The organism is Rhizobium sp. PK7-22 (assembly GCF_056530405.1).
In genome coordinates this window covers 533407-551702 of record NZ_CP096513.1, presented here as the reverse complement: position 1 = coordinate 551702, position 18296 = coordinate 533407, and the positions used below count along the sequence as shown (strand labels likewise).

Below are 18296 nucleotides of genomic sequence, written 5' to 3'. Positions count from 1 at the left end.
GCGGCCCGACTGTAATCCTGATAATTCTGGCGAGCCGCTTTACTCAGTAGCGCGGCTCGCTGTCGCTCTTCCACACGCTGAAGGAGGAGCTCGGCCACTTACATGTAATGCAGCGGCAATCCTTCTCTCGCACTGTCCAGCGCAGAGGCATCGACGATGCCTGCGCGGGTCACAACAGGAGATATTTATTTGATGAAGTTCAAGAGCCCTGATCCCATGCCAGAAGGACGCGAGACACCGGCGGAGGGGTCTTTTTACCTCGGGCGTCAATGGATGCCGGTAAAAGCATCGGTCATCGCTATTGCGGTCGCTTCTCTGCTGTCTCCGGCAAAGACGCTGGCCGCCGATTTTGTCATGGAAGAAGCCCAGGCCATGCCGCCAGAACAGTTCGACGAGGGACGGTTCGGCGGCGTTAGGGGAAAACTGCACGACTGGAAGGTCACAGTCGGCGTCGGCGCGATATATCTTCCCGAATATGAAGGGTCGGATGAGTTCCAGATCCAGCCCTTTCCGATGCTCTCGGCTCAGTTCGGCGATCGTGTACATCTGGGAATGGATGGACTGGTGGTGGACCTGTGGCAGTACAATGGCTTTGGGGTTGCCGCGAAAGGCGGCGTCGAGTTGGGGCGAAAGGAGGACGATTCCGATGATCTTCGCGGCCTCGGCGACATCGACATGGGCGGTGTCGTCGGCGCACTGCTGACGTATGAAACCGGACCGTTCGAGATATATGCCTCGCTCGACAAGACTTTTGGCGGCAGCGAAGGTATGACCGGCACCGTCGGGGCAAAAGCGTCGCATCAATACGAGCGCTTTATCTTTTCTGCAGATCTGTCCGGCACCTGGGCCGACAGCAAGCATATGAGATCCTATTTTTCGGTAAGCCCGGCCCAATCCGCAAGGTCAGGCCTGGAAGAATACGAGGCGGGAGCGGGCGTCAAGCGTGTGGATCTTAAGGGAACTGTAACCTACCTGTGGACTGAGCAATGGATGATCACAGGTGCAGCGGGTGCAGGTTTTCTCCTTGGAGACGCCAAAGATAGCCCAATTGTGAAGGATGACATCCAGCCCTTCGCTATGTTGGGTATAGGCTACCGCTTCTGAGCCAGTTACATCATCGCGGTACGATCAGCTGTGCCGCGATGCCTGCCTGTTGACGACCCCACCATAGCCTCATTGCAGAGGCAGGAGCGTGACCAGGCGAACGTCTGTTCCGTCACATAGCGCTCGGTTTCGCTTCAGCTCCCAAGCCGGCTGATATCACAAGGCGCACGCCATCAGAGTCTGAGGAGGTGTCGTCGGCTTAAACCGATCACATGGCGTGAAGCGAAACCGATGACGGAGTGAGCGTTAATTGACGACCGTGATGTTACCCGGTGTCCGGTGCATGATCGCCCCGGCGCACGAGCTTGCTAGCAACGGCGCTGATCTGAATGCAAACTTGTCATATTGCATGGACGACCTATGTGCCGCAGCCGACGACCTACTCGACAAGCCTTGTCAGCCCCATCGCTGCACCAGATAATAGGGAACGAACATGCCGACACCATTTACAGCCTGGCTCAGAACCGAGGGGCCACGCTGGCCTTATCTTCGCATATGGTTGCATGCCTTAATTGGTGTCATCGGCCTCACGGCAGCGACCTGGGCAGTTTGCAACGCCCGCGGAATGGCTCTTCCTGAAATCTTCGCGGAGAACGCTGCACATGAACTGCTGCAGTCTGTGGTTTTAGGGTCAGCGGTCGTTGCCAGTGTTATTGCGTTGATCTTGTGCAGGTGCTTGGCCCGGTTCGCAGCACTAGCCATTGGCTTGATCAGCTACATAGGTCTCTTTCGCGAGATGCCGAGTTGCCGGGGGGACGTCTTGTTTTACTGCGCGGATTCCACGACCCGCGGCTCCCTGATGGCCGCCGGCGCCCTGTCTCTCGTGCTCGCCGCGGTGGTTTTTGAGCTTCACACCCGTGGGACGGTCATGAAAGCGATCCACCCCCGGCTCTCCTGGCCGTTAGCCTTAGCGGCGGGGCTGGTGGGTGTGAGCCAAATAGCAGAAGATCTGCACCTAGTGCCCCTTGAAGAGGTTCTTGAGCTCTACAGCTATCTCATTCTGATGCTCTTCACGTGCTGGCTAGCTCTACGGCCTTCGAGCTTCCTGGACGGAAGCATGGTCTCACCACACCAGTTGCCGAACGATCATGCAGCGCGACCGTGTTCTTAGTGACTCAAAACCTTGGAGCTCGCCTCGGCCGCCGTTGGACATTCGGTTCTATATCTGAGGATTGGATCCGACCGTACCGGTCATGAGACGATGACCGCGGACTCCACCCAGCTAGCTGACAGCGCGTTATGCTGTAGAAAAGGCAGAGCGAGCAGAAGCGTAGCTAAAGTGCCCGGGGCACGGCGGTTCAAGTCCATTCAAGGCGGGTATCTCGACAGCAGTCATATACCAGTTATGAAAAAACAGTATAGCGAGGATCACGGGGGGTAGTGTCTTGCATTGGCGGAGCGGGCACGGGCAGCGTCCACTGGGTAAAGCAGCTAGGCTTGCTTACAGGATAAAGCTATACTAGCTTTGTGAGGACGATATAGGGGCCGCCGTGATTAAGCAGATCGACCTCATGTTTCGCACCATGGTCGCGGAACTGCAGCAACGGGCATTTGATGATGATTGGGCGGAAGACTTCCCCCCATCGGGTAGATTCGTGCCGGTGGCAGTTGAGGGTCGGCGTTACTGGTATTTCGACCAACCCGACGGTGAGGGTGGGCAGAAGCGCCGGTATGTCGGGCCTGCCGAGGACCCCCTGATTTCGGAACGGGTCGAAACCTTCAAGGGTGAGAAGTCTGACTATAAGGCACGCCGCAAGTACGTTTCTACGCTCACACGTGAAGCCGGTTTGATTGCCGCTGATCGCTTTACCGGCGATATCGTACAGGCGCTTGCAAAGGCCGGTCTCTTCCGGCTGCGCGGTGTTCTCATCGGCACTGTCGCTTTTCAATGCTACTCGGCATATCTTGGAATCCGTCTGCCTTCGGCGGCGATCCTAACAGGTGATGCAGACCTGGCCCAGGATTTCGCGATCTCCGCCGAGGTGGCAGATTCGCTGCCGCCGATCCTCGATCTCCTAAAAGGGCTTGATCCAACGTTCCGCGCAGTGCCGCATATCAGCGGCAGCTCTCGATCTCATGCCTTCCGGAATCAGAGTGGTTACAGGGTCGAGTTCATGACGACAAACAGGGGAGCCGAAGAATATTCGGACAAGCCCGCCAACATGCCCGCTCTCGGTGGTGCGTCAGCCGAACCGCTGAGATACATGGATTTCTTGATCCGCGATCCCGTTCGTTCGATCTTGCTACACGGTGCCGGTATCTCAGTTGTTATCCCTGATCCTTGCAGGTACGCGGTGCACAAGCTTATCATTGCTGGCCGTCGCCAGAATGACGCCGGCGGCCAGGCCAAACGGGATAAAGACCTTAGACAGGCAGGAATACTATTCGACGCCCTGCCGGTCACGGGCCATGGGCCATCACTGGCTGACGCTTTGGAAGAGGCATGGGATCGCGGACCTGCTTGGAAGCTGGCGATCTCGGAAGCAGCTGAAACCATGCACAAGGAATACTGGGGCGCTATCAATCGAATGGTCGGCATTCTCAAGAAATAAAGGTTAGGCCTGTTCGAAAGGAAGGCCCTATGACAATCCTCATTCGCATCAGGTCGCGCTCGGCCCAACCTTTGTCTGACACAGCTCTTCATGCTGCTTCCACGGTGCTATTGAACGACATCAGGCCTACCCGAAAGCAAATTAATCAATAGGAAGCTGTGACGTTATAGGAAGCAATGGTTCATATCCGTTCAAGAGCGAAGACGCCGGTCAGGCAGTTCGCTAATTCGTTTCGGCTGGATTGGTCTCTGATTTTGTTCTTCCAGGATGTCCTTGGTGATGTTCTGGCCGCGGGCAAAGATGCCCAAGACGAATACATCTTCTCCTTCCTTCACCTTGGTTGCACCAGGATCGTACGAGGAGCTTCCATCTGTCGGTGCTCGCCTTATTGACAGCGACAATGGGTTGGCGCATCAAAGCTTCAGTTAAAGCTCCACTTATGGCATGCCTGGTGACCTTTCAGCCTCGGATGAACAACCGCATCGACGGATTTACGGTCGTTGGCAAGATCCACACTCGCCAGTGGAACGGCATCACCGCCGATCTGACGCAGGTGGAGTGCGCTCCCTATGCGGGCGGCTACTATGTGGCGCAGGACCCGCGGCTGTTCATCCTGCTGGATGCGGAAGGCGAGGGGCAGCCGCTCGTCAAGATGACGGCAGACGGAGCGGGCATGCCGCAGGATATCCAGAACCGGCCGATTTCCTTCGTGCCCGCGGCCATGGACCTCTGGGTCGATGTGATCGGCGTACGCTCGATGCGCCACCTCGACATCCATTTTGATGCAGAGGCCATCCTGCAGCGGCTGGGGGAAGACCTTGACCCGAAGCAGCTTGGTGACCCGCTCCTGCTCTTCAGCGACCAGAGGATTCTGACGCTCGGGCAGCTGATCGCAGCCGAATGTGCCAATCCGCAGCCGCTGCATGATCTCTATGGCGATGGGCTTGCCCTGGCGCTTATCATTGACGCGATGAAGCTCGGCCGCTCCGAACCGCGCCAGAAAAGCGCGCTTGCGGCTTGGCAGTTGCGCCGAGCGCTCGACTTCATCGAGGCAAACTGCCTGCGCAGCATCCGGCTGGAGGAGCTGGCGGCGCTGACGGGGCTGTCGCAATCCCACTTCAGCCGCTCCTTCAAGGCTTCGACCGGGACCGCGCCGCACCAGTGCCAGATGAAGATGCGCATTCAACGCGCCCAGCAATTGCTGCTGTCCGGAGGACCGTCCATCAGCGAGGTGGCGAGCGTAACCGGCTTTTCCGATCAGGCGCATTTCACGCGCATCTTCCGCCAGATGACCGGCGCTACGCCGGCCCATTGGCGAAAGGCCAAGAAGTAAGGCGAGAATCCGTCGAAATTGACCGAAGCGTTCAAAAGTCGCACATGCGTTCAATCCGTGCCCATAAATATGAGTTAGTGGCTCATGTTATTGTAGGCTGCAAGGGCTGCGGCAGTGGTGGGGTTGTTGATGACGACAGGTCGTATGAAGTTGATGGCGGGTTTCCTCAAGACCGGTGCGGCACTGGCGGTCATGACGGCAGCGGTGCCGGCGCTGGCGCAGGAAACGCAGCTCGAGACGATCGTGATCGAGGGGGAAGGCGAACCCTCAGCGGTAGCGCCGGTCAGGGGCTATGTCGCGAAAACTTCGTCGGCCGGCTCCAAGGGCAATGCGCCTGTCAGCGAGATCCCGCAGTCGGTGTCCGTGATCGGCCAGCAGGAATTCCAGGACCGCGGCATCACCAACAAGGTCGACGAGCTGCTGCGCTATACGCCGGGCATTGTCGCGCAGCCCTATGGCAGCGACCCGGACACCGACTGGTATTTCATCCGCGGCTTCAACGCGACCCAGACCGGCGTCTACTTCGACGACCTGAACCTCTTCAGCTACGGCTTCGGCGGTTTCCAGATCGACCCTTTCATGCTGGAGCGGGTTGACGTGCTGAAGGGACCGGCGTCGGTCCTTTATGGTGGGGCCAATGCCGGCGGCATCGTCGACATGATCCGCAAGCGGCCGACCGACGATCCCCTCTACTACACTGAGGCAGGGATCAACTCGAACGGCAATGGCTTCTTCGGGTTCGATTTATCCGACGCGATCGGCAAAGACGGCACTATGAGCTATCGCCTGACCGGCAAGATCGCCGGCGGCGACAATTATTCGGACTATTCCGAAGACCTGCGCGGCTTCGTGATGCCGCAGCTGACGATCGCACCGGACGATTCCACCAGCCTGACGCTGTGGGGCTATGCCGGCGCGCTCGACCAGGTGCATACCAGCAACGGCTTCCTGCCCTATGTCGGGACGGTGGTGGACGCGCCCTTCGGGCGTATCGACCGGGAAGGCTTCTTCGGCGAGCCGGATCTCGACACTGGTCGATACGACCAGCAGATGCTCGGTTTCGAGTTCGATCATGACTTCGACAACGGCTGGAACTTCACCTCCAACTTCCGCTACGGCCATTTGGACAAGTACGAGAACGGGCCTTACCCCTATCTCTATGTCAACACCACCAATCCCGCCGCTCCGGGCTACTACCAGCTGAACCGCATCGGGTTCGAGGGGGATACGTCGGCCGACACGCTCGCCTGGGACAACCGGTTGGAAAACCAGTTCGACTTCGGCGGTGCGGAGCACTCGGTGTTGGCCGGGATCGACTACCGCTACTACCGGCTCGACAACGTGCAGAATTCGCTGTTCGGCGCCAGTTCGATCAGTCCGACCGACCCCGTTTACGGACTGCCGCAGCCGAGCCTCAACCCGCTCTACGACCAGGAGCTGAAGATGAACCAGCTGGGCCTTTACGCCCAGGATCAGATCCGCTTCGGCGCCGGCTGGATCGTCACGTTGAACGGCCGCTACGACTTTGTCCATACGGAAATGGACGACCGCCTGGCGGCGAACGACGACTATGACTCCTCGGAGGGAGCATGGAGTGGCCGTGCTGGCCTTGCCTATGAGTTCGACAATGGCGTGACGGCCTATGTCAGCGCCGCGACGTTTTTCAACCCGCTGGTGGGTCTTGGCCTGCAGGGGCCGCTGGTGCCGGAAGAGGGCGAGCAGTTCGAAGCGGGCGTCAAGTTCGAGCCAGGTTTCCTGGATGCCTCGTTCACGGCCTCGGTCTTCCACATCAACAAGCAGAATAATGTCGTCTCGGTGGCCGTGGCGCCCTGGCAGGACCAGCTCGGGGAGGTCCGTTCGCAGGGCGTCGAGCTCGAGGGCAAGGTGAACCTCAACGAGAATTGGCGTATGCTTGGCTCGTTCACCTATGCGGATGTCGTGGTGACGGAAAACGATCCGAACCCGGCGCTGGTCGGCAAAACACCCTATATCGTCCCGGACGTGACGGCGTCGCTGTGGCTCGACTATGCCTTCGCCAACGCAGCGCTCGAAGGGCTCAGCGTCGGTGCCGGCCTGCGCTACAAGGGCCAATCCTGGGCTGACGAGGCCAATACGCTCAAGGTGCCGGATGCGACGCTCGTCGATGCGGCGATCCGCTACCGGAAGGACGACTGGACCGCCTCGCTGAACGTCGCGAACCTGCTCGACGAGGACTATGTGGAAAGCTGCGGCGGCGTTGGAGCCTGCGGCTACGGCGAGGCGCGCACCGTGACGTTCAAGCTGAGCAAGAAATGGTAGGCAAGGGTATCCATGGTTGAGCAGTCCGTGCCGGAGGCTTTCCTGTCGCTGAGAGGCGTGGGCTTCTGCGTGGACGGCAAGACGATCCTCTCCGGCATTGACCTCGATTTCAAAACGGGCACCGTCTGCGGCCTTGTCGGGCCGAACGGCTCCGGAAAGAGCAGCCTGCTCAGGATCATCGCCCGGCAGGTCAGGCCGAGCGCCGGCGAGATTGCTTGGGGCGGCCAGTCGGCACGGGCGTGGAACAACCGCGCCTTTGCCCGTCATGTCGCCTATATGCCGCAGTTCACGCCCGGCGCGGACGGCATGACCGTGCGCGAACTGGTGGCGCTGGGGCGTTTTCCTTGGCACGGCACCCTCGGCCGGTTTGCTGACGCCGACCGTCAGGCCGTCGAGGAAGCGATCGTCCGCACCGATCTTCTTTCCTTCGCGGATCGGCACGTTGATGGCATGTCGGGTGGCGAGCGGCAGCGGGCGTGGATCGCCATGATGCTGGCGCAGAATGCGCGCTGCCTGATCCTCGACGAACCGACTTCGGCACTCGATCTTGCACACCAGGCGGGCGTTCTTGCACTGGTGCGCGCGCTGGCCGAAGAACGCCGGCTGACGGTGATTGTCGTGCTACACGACATCAATCTGGCTGCCCGCTACTGCGATACGATCATCGCCCTCAACGGCGGTCGCGTGCTGATGAGCGGCGCGCCGGAGGAGATCATGCAGGAGGAAGCACTGCAGGCGATCTTCGGCACTCGCATGGGCGTGTTTCGACATCCGCACCACAAGCAGCCAGTCAGCTACCTGCTATGAGTGCTGCGCCCTCTCCATGGACGCGGCGCCAGCTTCTCGCCGCGTTGTCCGCCACGCTCGTGATGCCAAATGCCGTGCATGCTGCGCCGGATGCAGCCCATGGGCCGCGCGTCGCGACGCTCGACTGGGCGCTTCTGGAAACGCTTCTGGCGATTGGAGCAAATGTCGTGGCCGGCGCGGAGCTCCGGCAATTTGGCGAGGTGGCCGTGGCGCCGCCGGTTCCACCGAAGGTCCGGGATCTGGGCCTGCGCGGCATGCCGAGCTTCGAGGCGCTCATACACGCCCAACCGGAGCTGATCTTCAACTCCAACTTCTACCTCTCCAGCGAGCCTTCCCTGCGCCGCATCGCGCCGGTGGAGACGCACTCGGTCTATGTGCCGGGAGAGAGTGCTTTCGCTCTTTCATCGGAGGCGACCCGAGCCATGGGCGAGCGCCTTGGTCTCGATACCAGCAGACAGCTGATCGAGGCCATCGAAGCGCAGCTGGAGCGCCAGCGGCAGATCCTCGCGCCCGGCGGCGACGGAAGGCCCGTACTGCCGATCAATCTCGGCGATGCGCGGCATTACCGTGTCTTCGGTAGTGACAGCATGTTCGGCGAAGTGCTGGTGCGGCTCGGGCTGGACAATGCCTGGACCGGTGCGACCGCCTATTCGGCCATGGCGCCGATCGGCATCGAGACGCTGGCGACGATGCCTGAAGCGTGGATTATCCTCATCCTGCCGCAGCCGGCGGACGTGGTCGAGACGCTTGCAGCAAGTGCATTCTGGAACGCCCTGCCGCCGGTGCGGGAAGGGCGCGTCCTCACCCTCGGTCCGGTCAACCCCTATGGCGCGCTACCGGCGGCGGCACGGTTTGCCGATCTCCTGACGGAAGGTCTGCTGTATGCCCGCAACGGCTGAGATGAGCGCGCCTTCCTGGCCAAGATTTTGCTTTGCGTCGATGGCGCTTTTGATCACCTGCATCGTAATGCTGTTGCTGATGGTGCTGCTAATGCCTCCGGTGCCCGGACCCGCGGCCGAGGCGGCGGCGCTCTCGTCCATCCTGCTTTGGCACAGCCTGATGCCACGCGCGACAATCGCCGTTCTTGCCGGCGCGGCGCTCGGGCTTTCGGGCGCGCTGTTGCAGCATGTGCTGCGCAATCCGATTGCCGATGCCTCCACCCTCGGGATCGCCGCCGGGGCGCAGCTGGCGCTGACCCTGGCGCTCGGACTGTCGCCGGGTCTGCTGTTCCTGCCGCGCGAATTGATCGCCTTTGCCGGCGGCTTCGGCGCCCTTTTTCTGGTGCTGGCGCTCAGCTGGCGGCGGCAGCTGGACCCGTTGACGGTGGCGCTTTCTGGCATGGTCGTGACCATGATCGCCTCGGCGGCGAGCGTGGCAGTCGTCCTGGCGCGCGGCGAGTACGCCATGTCGATCTTCATCTGGGGCTCGGGCTCGCTCAGCCAGCAGGATTGGAGTGGCGTGCTCTCGCTGCTTCCCCGACTGATCATCGGCATGGTCGCGACGATGCTGGTGATGCGACCACTTCGGGTGTTGTCGCTCGACGATGCCGCTGCCCGCAGTCTCGGCGTCTCCATCCATGCCATCCGCCTTGCGGTGTTGGCGCTTGCAGTCTGGCTTGCGGCATCCGTGACCGCGGTGGTCGGCGTGATCGGCTTCCTCGGCCTCGCCGCGCCGGCGCTGGCGCGCTACTGCGGGGCGCGGACAACCGGCGAGGTGGTCGCCGGCGCCGCTGTCATCGGCGGCGCGGTTCTCTTTGTCGCGGATGCGCTGATGCAAATGCTCGGGGCGGGTTTCTCCGATCTTGCGCCGGCGGGTGCCGCGACCGCCCTCTTTGGCGGTCCGCTGTTGCTTCTGCTTCTGCCGCAAGTACGCAGCGTGCTGACGGCGAAGGTCGCGGCCGTCCCGCCGGGCCGACGGCTGTCGCGACCGGGCAGGGGTATCGTGCTGCTGGTTGTTGTTCTTGCCGTGCTATTGGCGCTGGCTATTGTCGTAGGCCCGTCCGAAGCTGGTCTGACGCTCAGCCTCGGCAGCAATCTCTACGGACTTCTGCCGTTCCGGCTGCCGCGGCTGATAGCGGCGGGCGGCGCGGGCGCGATGCTGGCGGCTGCCGGCCTGATCATGCAGCGGATCACCGGCAACCCGTTGGCGAGCCCGGAGGTGCTAGGCGTCAGTGCCGGGGGTGGCGCCGGATTGACGGTGGCGCTGTTCTTGGTGGCGTTTCCATCTCTCCCGGTCATGCTGGCAAGCACGGCACTGGGCGCGCTTGCGAGCTTCCTGCTGATCATGGCGCTGACGGTGCGCACAGGGTTCTCGCCGGAGCGTGTGCTGCTGGCGGGCGTTGCGCTTGGTGCCCTCTCCATGGCGCTGATCACACTGGTGCTGGCGCAGGGCGACATGCGCAGCTTTATCCTGCTCACCTGGATTTCAGGATCGACCAACAATGCCGGACCGCTGCAAGCCGGCGTTGCGATGGGCGCGCTTGGCCTTTTGGTCCTGCCGCTACTCCTGACAGGGCGCTGGCTTTCGCTGCTGCCCCTCGGCCCGGAGGTGGGGCGTTCGCTCGGGCTACCTGTCGCAAGGACCAGGCTGTTGCTGGCGGTGCTCGCGGCGCTGTTGACGGCGGCAGGCTCGCTCGTCGTCGGGCCGCTCAGCCTGACCGGACTTGTCGCCCCGCATCTTGCCCGGATGGCAGGATTCCAGCAGCCGGGGCACCAACTGGCCGCATCGCTGATCCTGGGGGCAGCGATCCTGATTGCCGCCGACTGGCTTTCCCGACTGGTGATTTACCCTTATCAAATCCCGCTGGGGCTGTTTGCCGCCCTGATCAGCGGTCCCTATCTGCTGTGGCTGCTGAGCCGCAGGACGCCGGCTTGAACGTGCCGATGGAACGCCATGATTCATCGAGCCCTATCCGAAGGGGATTGCCGGCTTTCACCGCTATTTGCAGGTTCTTGCCACGCGTCCCGACATCGCCGATCGGCCGGTGCAACGGATCTGCCGCGGCCGTGCGGCGACATTCGCTACAGCGGTGTCGGCTTCGGCTACCTGAACGGCGAAAGGTGCTGGACCGCACGCAGCCGGTGCGACCCAATCCGGATGGCGATCGAGCCAGCCGCACCCCAGCGTCAAGGAGCGATGCCTGGAAGTTGAAGACCGGCTTATAGCCTGGGATAGAGACTTCCCCGATGCCTTTGAGCACGGCGTTGATGTTCTGATGATTGTATTCGATCGAGCCGCGAGGACGATCGATCATCCCTGCAGAAGGCGGTTATGTCCAGACTTGCTGGTGGGGGGGCCGGCGATGTCGTCAGCGAGCATCGCGAAATAGTCCGCCACGATCGCGTCGTTCTGCTCGTCGGCCAGTCACCGGCGATGGCGGCTCCGGAACGGACTGGCCAAGCTGGAGAAGGTCCGGATCATGCTAGTAACTGTGCTGGGATACCAAGCGCTGGCCCGGCCTCAGCCAACCGCTGGTCAAGCGTATACACAGTGGCGCCATGCTCCGACGCAATAGCGAGATGCAGCGCGTCTCCCGCACGCAGCCCAAGAGCATGTTGATCAACAAACCTTGCCGCCGCCCGGAAATGACCGCCCATCACGGGCAGCATGATGAAACTCTCGGCGACAAGTTTGCTGAACATGGCGAGCGCCGCGGCGCGCTGCTCGAGGGTGATGTGTCCAGTACGCAGCTTGATCGCTAGTGCCGACGACATCTCGGTAACGGTCCAGTCGCTGATCAGGAGCCCCGCCGGGTCCTGCTCGGCCAGCCAGGCCTGAACGCGCGGCGTCGTTGCTTCGTTGGAGAGCGCCGCAACGATCAGCGATGTATCGAGATAAAGCATCAGTAGCGATCGCCATCGCGCATCGACCGCACGAGATCGGCAGCACTCTGGGACTGGGGCGGCATCGCCGCCGTCAGCAATTGAAGCAGTGCCGCATCGATCGGCTTGCGCGGTGTTTCCACCGCGATGAGCCGAGCGACGGGCTTGCCGCGGCGGGTGATGTTGATTGAATCGCCCGCTTCAACCCGGTCGACCAATTCGCTCAAATGTGCTTTGGCATCTGCCAGATTGATTGTCGGCATGTCATCCTCCTGACCATGTAGGTAGTCATATAGCAGATCGAGCTAAGAATTCCAGCAGGAGGTTCGCCGATGAAGCACACCGTTCCATTGCGGGATGCCACCTATTGGAGCGACAACGTACCGTACACCTTGGTTAGGCGTGAACGCGGGGCTTTGCCAGCCCCATTGGAAGTCCTGCGAGTGATGTGGTGCCGTCCAACGTCGCAAACGGGGATGATAGCACGGAGGCGGAGATCCGCGATATCCTCGAGGCTGCTGTTCGCCCGTCTCAACGCGTAAAGCTCGGCTCATTGCTCGCGTCGATCGGTCGTGAGGCCGAACTTTCCAACCGTGACGTCGAAGCTCTGCAAGAGCGCGATAAGACGCAAGCTGAACCGATGACTTTTGAATGATCTTGATTGACACCAACGTGATATCAGAGCCGTGGAAGCCGGCTCCTGATGCAGAGGTTGTGGCTTGGCTGGATGCCCAAACTATCGAGACCCTCTTTATCTCTGCGATATCGGTTGCGGAGCTTCGGTTTGGTATTGCGTCCATGCCGGGCGGGCGGCGTCAAACCATCCTCCACAACCGTCTTGAGGATGAGGTGCTGCCACATTTTGTTGAGCGTATTTTGCCCTTCACCCTAAGCACGTCCCTTTTTTACTCCGGACTGATGGCGGACGCGCGAGCATCCGGTAAAGCGATCGGCAGGGCTGATGGATTGGTTGCTGCTACAGCTGCAGAGATGGGTCTGGTGGTGGCAACGAGAGACACAAGTCCATTCGCGGCGGTTGGATTGAAAGTCATAAATCCATGGAATGGTCAGAACTTCAACTAAGGGGCCGTCGGTTCGGTCCTATCAAGGCGTTCAACTGAGATCTCGGAGGTCGCGACAGGGCCTGCACCCGGCCATAAAGCGCGAAACCCAGCGCGTGGGATGATGTGCGCTCAGCCAAAGCCCCAAAGCCTTCAGCGCGCTCCAACGGTGCGTTCGGTGAAGCAGCACACTGGGGCAGACGGCCCTCTTCTCCAAGGCTATAGGTTTGAGTAGCTGGATCCATCAGATCGGCTGCATCTTTCGCATGTCGCTCAACTGCCGCTTCATCTGATGGATCCGGGCCTGGTCCTCCGGCGATCGTCGTAGGGCCACGCTGGTCGAGAGAATGTCGATCACAACCAATGCCGCGATTCGCGAAATCGTCGGTGTGTACATGTTGGTGTTTTCGAGCGTCTCGACGATCAGCGAGACATCGCAATAATGGGTGAGCGGCGAATCCGAACCGGTCAGACAAATCACGGTCGCGCCGTTCTCATGGGCGATCCGGGCGATTTCGATGATCGAGCGGGTCGTGCCCGTATTGGAGATGACGAAGGCGACATCGCCCGGCTTCATCATCGAGGCCACCATCAACTGCTGGTGGGAATCGAGTTCCGCTACGCAGGGCACACCGAACAGCGGAAATTTCTGCTGTGCATCGCGTGCAACGATGCCGGAGGCGCCAAAGCCAAAAAAGACGATTGTCCGGGCCGTCGCAAGGATATCGATCGCCTTGTGCAGCGCTTCCTTGTTCAGCCGCGAACGTGCCCAGTCGAGGCTGGTCATCGTATAATCGAAGATCTTTTCGGCGACGATTTCAGGCTCGTCGGTATCGAGCAGCACCGAATGGGTCGCGGGCGTGCCGAAGGCGAGGCTCTGGGCAAGCTTGATCTTGAAATCCTGAAAGCCGCTGCAGCCGATCGCCGTGGTAAAGCGCAGCACGGTCGGCTGACTGACATCCGCCAGTTGCGCGGTCTCCCCGACCGTCGCGTTCATGATGCGGCGCGGATCGTCGAGCACGATGTCGGCGACCTTGCGGTCGGACTTGCGAAGCTCTGGGCGCATCGTCCTGATGATCTCAATGATATTGCGGCCGCTATTGCGTATGACTTCGGTATCCATCGAGTTAGCCCTTCTGTGCCAGCCCGCTCATAAGCCAAGTCCGGTGTGATGGAAATGGAACCGGCCGCTTGGCATCACGCGCCCTGCCATTCGTAGCATATGCCGACCTTCGCACGGAAAACATCCGTCGCCGGGCTTGAGGCTGCCGCGGCATCGATGTTTGCCGGATTTTCGGTATTGAAATCGAAGAGGCCGTAATGATGTGCGACGAGAGTATGGGCGCCGATGGCGCCGGCGGTCGATATCGCTTCGGCGATCGTAAAATTGCCCGGCACGCCATTGTCCGAGAGTTCGGGCCTGCGCCCGTTGACCGGCAGAAGCGCGATATCGGTGGCGAGGGGCGCGACCTCCTCGATGAGGCCGTCGAAGGGGATGCAATCGCCCGAATGCCAGATACGAATGCCGGCGGCCTCGACAACATAACCAAGAAAACGATGATGCCCTTCGCCGTCCGTTTCCAACGTTTCATGGGCTGCGCGGGTTGCCGTGATCGAAAGTCCGGGGAACGGTTCAATCACCTGACCTGCGTCGACGAGTATCAATCGTTCTGCCGCAACACCCGAGCGGTCTAGCGCCTGTTGACGGACGGCACGGGGGGCTACAAGCTTTGCCTGCGGATTGGCTTTCAGCAGGGGAGGAAGCGTGCCGGGGTCCATATGGTCGCTATGGGCATGGGTAGAGAGGACGAGGTCCACCCGTTCAAGGCTTTCGGGCAGAATGGGTGGCGGCATCATTCTTTTATGCGGACGTGCGCTACCGCGATACTTCTCCGCCAGCGAGTCCGATAGATAGGGGTCGACGACAAGCCGCCGCTCACCCATTTCGAGGACGAAACCGGCCTGGCCGAGCCAGTAGAAACGGACAACTTCGGCAGGCGGCCCGGAAAGCTGCTCGGCCAAGGCACCAGATAAACCGGTCTCAACCAGCCGGCCTGCCACGGTTATGCCCTCAATGCGATAAGGAGATTGTCAGCAGCAATGCGCGTGGCGCGCTCGACGCTTTCACTGGTGAAGCCGCCGATATGGCTCGTTGCGATAACACGCCGATGGGAAGCGAGCGTCAGGGAGGTCGGCGGCTCCTCATCGAAGACATCCGTTGCGTAGGCGCCGACACGACCATCCTCCAGCGCATCGATGAGGGCGGCCTCGTCGATGAGTTTGGAGCGGGCCGTGTTGATGATCACCTGACCATGTCTGCACATCGCCAACCGTTCTTTGGTCAACAGCGCGCTGCCGTCACGGGGAAGCGGGCAATGCAGGGACAAAATATCCGCCTGCGCGACGATCTCGTCGATCTCGCCGTAGGCGAAGGACGCCGAGGGCAGGTCCAGGTTCGGTCTCGCAGGATCGAAGGCAATGACACGGGCGCCGATTGCAATCGCCATGCGGGCAACTTCACGGCCGATTGCGCCGCAGCCGATGATGCCAATCGTGCGGCCGTGCACTTCCGCGCCGCGAACGCGCGGCCAGCCTCCCGATTTTATGCCAGCATCAGTCAACGGGATGGAGCGCATGGCGCTGAAAATCATGCCGATCGTCAGCTCGGCGACGCCGAGCGAGTTGGCGCCCTCGGCGACCATCACCTGCACGCCGCGCTGGTTGAGGGTCTCGATCGGCAAGTTGTCGACGCCAACGCCGTTACGGCTGATGACCTTCAGCTGTTCGGCTACGGCGATGATTTTCGCCGTCACCGGTTCGACACCCGCCAGCCAGCCGACGCAGTCGGGAACGAGCCTCATCAATTCCTGCTCGGTTGGCATGACGCCGGCCGAGGAATAGACGATCTCGAAGCCGAGATTGCGAAGACGCTCGACCTCGGGATGCGGTTCGGCGGTGAGCGAGCGAGGGGTCACGAGAATGCGCTGGTTCATGTCCTATCTCCCCGCAGCCTTTAACGCGATCCTCGAAATCTCGTCGAAAGTCGGGCCGGAGGCCGGGATCGTCACGTCGAAGACCTCGGCGATCACCTGCGTCCAGCCATGCAGGAAATAGGTCCAGCCGTCTTCCACCTGCAGCGAATGTTCTGCTTCCTGCCGGCGAGCCTGGTCGATAAAGACGAGATCGCCGCGATAGTTCAGGTCCCAGACGACGGATTGTTCCGGGAACTGCGCCGCATCGGTGAGCGGTGAGCCTGGCGCATCCTTGCCGAGACCGGTGGCATTGATCACCAGCGATCCGGGCTTCAGTGACTTCAGCACCGCATCATTGGCCTGCGCCGTCTCAGCCAGAAGATACTCGACCGGCATGTCGCTTTCGACCTGGGCGTGAATGCGCTTGATCTCATCCAGCCGGTGCTGGCTACGATTGGTGACAACCATTCGGCTCGGGACGTTAGGGCCACGGCTGCTGCGCATCAGATGCCAAGTGATGGCAATGGTCGAGCCGCCTGCACCCATCGAAAACAGGTCGGCATCGTGCTCGGCAAAATATTTTTCGCCGAGAAAACCATCGATGGCCAGACCCGAGGAGATCGGGTCCTTGGCGTGGCAGATCAGCTTGCCGTTCCGCTTCGAGATGCAGCTTGTCTCGTCCATCAGCAGCGCATGCTGGTCGATCACGTCAAAGAGGTCGCTGCAGGCATGAAAAAGGTCAATTTTGTGAGTGGTGACAAGCGCGCCAAGGGAAAGCGGATCATCACGGATGAATTCCACCGCCTTGCGATAGGCTGCAGGATCGTCATGCAGCTTAAAATCGATGCCCTTGATCACGGCATCCTTGAGACCGAGATATTTGGCCCAGGCAGGAAAAACCCTCATGATCGAGCTTTTGCCCGTGGTCACGCCGATGAAATAGAGCGTCGGCTGTGTGGCCGGCTGATAAGAGGTCACTGGCGTTTCTCCAGCGCTTCCTGGGCGACCTTCACTGCCGCCTTGGCATTCTTCGCGATTTCGGCAAAACGGCCTTCGCGAATGTCCTCGGTCTTGGCAATCCAGGTGCCGCCGACGGCAACGACCTGGCGGATTGCCAGCCATTCGCCGATCGTCGCCTCGGTGACGCCACCGGTCGGAATGAAGCGGATGCCAAGATGCGCAAACGGTGCCGAAATGCCAGCGAGCGCCTTCGGGCCACCGGCAACGCCAGCCGGGAAAAATTTGGCAAGGCGGACACCGCGTGCCGCCGCAAGCGTCAGGTCGGACGGCGTCATGATGCCGGGGCAGAAGGGAAGGTTTGCGGCCTTCGCAGCATCAACGATATCCGGGTCGTAACCGGGTGCCAGTCCGAAGCGGGCGCCTGATGCAATCGCGCGGTCAAGGCTTGATTTGTCGAGAATGGTGCCGGCACCGATGCACAGTTCAGGACGTGCATCGCGCATGGCAGCGAGCACATCGGCGGCGGCCTCAGTGCGGAAGGTGATTTCGGCGACCGGCAGGCCGCCCTCAAGCAGCGCGTCGGCCAACGGAACCGCATCGCTTGCACGCTCGATGGCAATGACCGGGACCACGCCGAGCCCGGCGATGATGTTGATTGGATCGTTCATGGGAAACTCCTGGCTGTCGCGCTGATCAGGCATAGGTCTTTATCAGGCCGCGGGCGACTTCGCTGCTTCGCGGCGTGTAGGCTTTGTTTTCGACAAGTTCCCAGCCGCCCGCGTGGGTCGCATAGACACGATGGCGCATGCCATTCGAGTTCTCGATAATGCCGTAGTCTTGGCCGCTGTCGGACGGGTAGGCGAAGACCATGACCAAATCCTCGGTGCCGACATTGATCGAGCGGTGGATCCAGAATGGCGGGACATAACAAATCGTCTGCGGGCCGATCTCGATGATTCGCGTCTCGCCCTCGGGCGATTCGAGCTGCATCAGGCCGCGGCCTTTCTGGCCGTAATAAATCTCCGGCCGGTCCGCCTTTGCGTGGATATGGCCGCGGGTCAGGAAATACTCACGGCCGATTTGGCCCGGGTTCATGCGGGTAACGCCGTAGATCAGATCGCCGCTATGGGTGCCGGGCTTGAAGTCCTCCACGTCGTAGACGATCGGATCGCCAGTCGATCCAACAAGCGCTTGATGGGCATCGGCATCGGCATAAAGACCCGTCAGGTCGCTTAAGCGCTTCTCGTAACGGCCCGTATTGCCGCTCATCCCCCCGGCGATTATGTCCACCACGCTCGTAACAGGCTCTCGCAACATCTCGGTCCCTCCAGTAGGTAGTAAAAGTACATAAAATGACCGATTGAAACGTGCAAGCCCTAATTCCTGCT

Annotated in this window: 17 protein-coding genes; 9 read left to right on the top strand and 8 right to left on the bottom strand. The window is 60.9% G+C overall.

All coding sequences use genetic code 11. The features are described 5' to 3' along the window. Window positions 1-192 precede the first annotated feature (192 nt). The 7 genes from M1E10_RS02715 (at window position 193) to fhuB (ending at window position 10968) form a co-directional block, all read left to right on the top strand. Entirely contained in the window at window positions 193-1104 is a 912-nt protein-coding gene (locus M1E10_RS02715; protein WP_499172598.1) for a MipA/OmpV family protein, read from the top strand. A gap of 1493 nt (window positions 1105-2597) precedes the next feature. Next, on the top strand, window positions 2598-3656 hold the full coding sequence (locus tag M1E10_RS02710; RefSeq protein WP_499173448.1) for a nucleotidyltransferase family protein: 1059 nt from the start codon (window positions 2598-2600) through the stop codon (window positions 3654-3656). A 451-nt stretch (window positions 3657-4107) separates the two neighbouring features. Beyond that, a complete protein-coding gene (locus M1E10_RS02705) occupies window positions 4108-4989 on the top strand; it encodes a helix-turn-helix domain-containing protein (protein ID WP_499172597.1) in 882 nt (293 codons plus the stop codon). Window positions 4990-5118: 129 nt separating this feature from the next. Continuing rightward, complete coding sequence (locus M1E10_RS02700) at window positions 5119-7287, top strand: TonB-dependent siderophore receptor (protein WP_499172596.1); 2169 nt, start codon at window positions 5119-5121, stop codon at window positions 7285-7287. Window positions 7288-7314: 27 nt separating this feature from the next. Then, the gene (locus tag M1E10_RS02695) at window positions 7315-8094 is read left to right on the top strand and encodes an ABC transporter ATP-binding protein (RefSeq protein ID WP_499173447.1); all 780 of its coding nucleotides are present in this window, start codon (window positions 7315-7317) and stop codon (window positions 8092-8094) included. Continuing rightward, complete coding sequence (locus M1E10_RS02690; protein ID WP_499172595.1) at window positions 8091-8993, top strand: TroA family protein; 903 nt, start codon at window positions 8091-8093, stop codon at window positions 8991-8993. The genes M1E10_RS02695 and M1E10_RS02690 overlap by 4 nt, the downstream gene beginning before the upstream one ends. 40 nt (window positions 8994-9033) lie before the next feature. Next, complete coding sequence (gene fhuB / locus M1E10_RS02685) at window positions 9034-10968, top strand: iron ABC transporter permease (RefSeq protein ID WP_499172593.1); 1935 nt, start codon at window positions 9034-9036, stop codon at window positions 10966-10968. Between the two features lie 542 nt (window positions 10969-11510). On the opposite strand, the gene M1E10_RS02680 is transcribed toward fhuB, so the two are convergent. Both M1E10_RS02680 and M1E10_RS02675 read right to left on the bottom strand, forming a co-directional pair. Further along, window positions 11511-11936: a type II toxin-antitoxin system VapC family toxin gene (locus M1E10_RS02680; protein ID WP_499172592.1), complete on the bottom strand. Its 426-nt coding sequence runs from the start codon at window positions 11934-11936 to the stop codon at window positions 11511-11513. Continuing rightward, a complete protein-coding gene (locus M1E10_RS02675; protein ID WP_499172591.1) occupies window positions 11936-12178 on the bottom strand; it encodes a type II toxin-antitoxin system Phd/YefM family antitoxin in 243 nt (80 codons plus the stop codon). The genes M1E10_RS02680 and M1E10_RS02675 overlap by 1 nt, the downstream gene beginning before the upstream one ends. A 188-nt stretch (window positions 12179-12366) precedes the next feature. Between M1E10_RS02675 and M1E10_RS02670 the strand changes: the two genes are divergently transcribed. Together M1E10_RS02670 and M1E10_RS02665 are read left to right on the top strand one after the other, a co-directional pair. Next, complete coding sequence (locus M1E10_RS02670; RefSeq protein ID WP_499172590.1) at window positions 12367-12570, top strand: hypothetical protein; 204 nt, start codon at window positions 12367-12369, stop codon at window positions 12568-12570. After that, complete coding sequence (locus tag M1E10_RS02665) at window positions 12567-12998, top strand: type II toxin-antitoxin system VapC family toxin (RefSeq protein WP_499172589.1); 432 nt, start codon at window positions 12567-12569, stop codon at window positions 12996-12998. Before M1E10_RS02670 ends, M1E10_RS02665 begins: the two co-directional genes overlap by 4 nt. 222 nt (window positions 12999-13220) lie before the next feature. Here M1E10_RS02665 and M1E10_RS02660 read toward each other — a convergent pair whose 3' ends face one another. From M1E10_RS02660 to M1E10_RS02635, 6 genes are all read right to left on the bottom strand, one after another. Then, a complete protein-coding gene (locus M1E10_RS02660; protein WP_499172588.1) occupies window positions 13221-14099 on the bottom strand; it encodes a MurR/RpiR family transcriptional regulator in 879 nt (292 codons plus the stop codon). 74 nt (window positions 14100-14173) lie between these two features. Next, window positions 14174-15037: an MBL fold metallo-hydrolase gene (locus M1E10_RS02655; RefSeq protein ID WP_499172586.1), complete on the bottom strand. Its 864-nt coding sequence runs from the start codon at window positions 15035-15037 to the stop codon at window positions 14174-14176. A 2-nt stretch (window positions 15038-15039) separates the two neighbouring features. Then, window positions 15040-15969, bottom strand: a complete 930-nt coding sequence (locus M1E10_RS02650; protein WP_499172585.1) for a Rossmann-fold NAD(P)-binding domain-containing protein — start codon at window positions 15967-15969, stop codon at window positions 15040-15042. A 3-nt stretch (window positions 15970-15972) separates the two neighbouring features. Next, on the bottom strand, window positions 15973-16926 hold the full coding sequence (locus M1E10_RS02645) for a shikimate dehydrogenase family protein (RefSeq protein ID WP_499172583.1): 954 nt from the start codon (window positions 16924-16926) through the stop codon (window positions 15973-15975). Further along, the gene (eda, locus tag M1E10_RS02640; RefSeq protein ID WP_499172582.1) at window positions 16923-17576 is read right to left on the bottom strand and encodes a beta/alpha barrel domain-containing protein; all 654 of its coding nucleotides are present in this window, start codon (window positions 17574-17576) and stop codon (window positions 16923-16925) included. The genes M1E10_RS02645 and eda overlap by 4 nt, the downstream gene beginning before the upstream one ends. A gap of 25 nt (window positions 17577-17601) precedes the next feature. Beyond that, the gene (locus M1E10_RS02635) at window positions 17602-18225 is read right to left on the bottom strand and encodes a glucose-6-phosphate isomerase (RefSeq protein ID WP_499172581.1); all 624 of its coding nucleotides are present in this window, start codon (window positions 18223-18225) and stop codon (window positions 17602-17604) included. Window positions 18226-18296 lie beyond the last annotated feature (71 nt).

Coding starts and splice junctions, on each gene's coding strand:
- M1E10_RS02675 (WP_499172591.1), bottom strand. CDS start 12,178: ATGCCGACAATCAATCTGGCAGATGCCAAAGCACATTTGAGCGAATTG.
- M1E10_RS02650 (WP_499172585.1), bottom strand. CDS start 15,969: ATGAACCAGCGCATTCTCGTGACCCCTCGCTCGCTCACCGCCGAACCG.
- fhuB (WP_499172593.1), top strand. CDS start 9,034: ATGGCGCTTTTGATCACCTGCATCGTAATGCTGTTGCTGATGGTGCTG.
- M1E10_RS02715 (WP_499172598.1), top strand. CDS start 193: ATGAAGTTCAAGAGCCCTGATCCCATGCCAGAAGGACGCGAGACACCG.
- eda (WP_499172582.1), bottom strand. CDS start 17,576: ATGAACGATCCAATCAACATCATCGCCGGGCTCGGCGTGGTCCCGGTC.
- M1E10_RS02665 (WP_499172589.1), top strand. CDS start 12,567: ATGATCTTGATTGACACCAACGTGATATCAGAGCCGTGGAAGCCGGCT.
- M1E10_RS02700 (WP_499172596.1), top strand. CDS start 5,119: ATGACGACAGGTCGTATGAAGTTGATGGCGGGTTTCCTCAAGACCGGT.
- M1E10_RS02680 (WP_499172592.1), bottom strand. CDS start 11,936: ATGCTTTATCTCGATACATCGCTGATCGTTGCGGCGCTCTCCAACGAA.
- M1E10_RS02690 (WP_499172595.1), top strand. CDS start 8,091: ATGAGTGCTGCGCCCTCTCCATGGACGCGGCGCCAGCTTCTCGCCGCG.
- M1E10_RS02635 (WP_499172581.1), bottom strand. CDS start 18,225: ATGTTGCGAGAGCCTGTTACGAGCGTGGTGGACATAATCGCCGGGGGG.
- M1E10_RS02660 (WP_499172588.1), bottom strand. CDS start 14,099: ATGGATACCGAAGTCATACGCAATAGCGGCCGCAATATCATTGAGATC.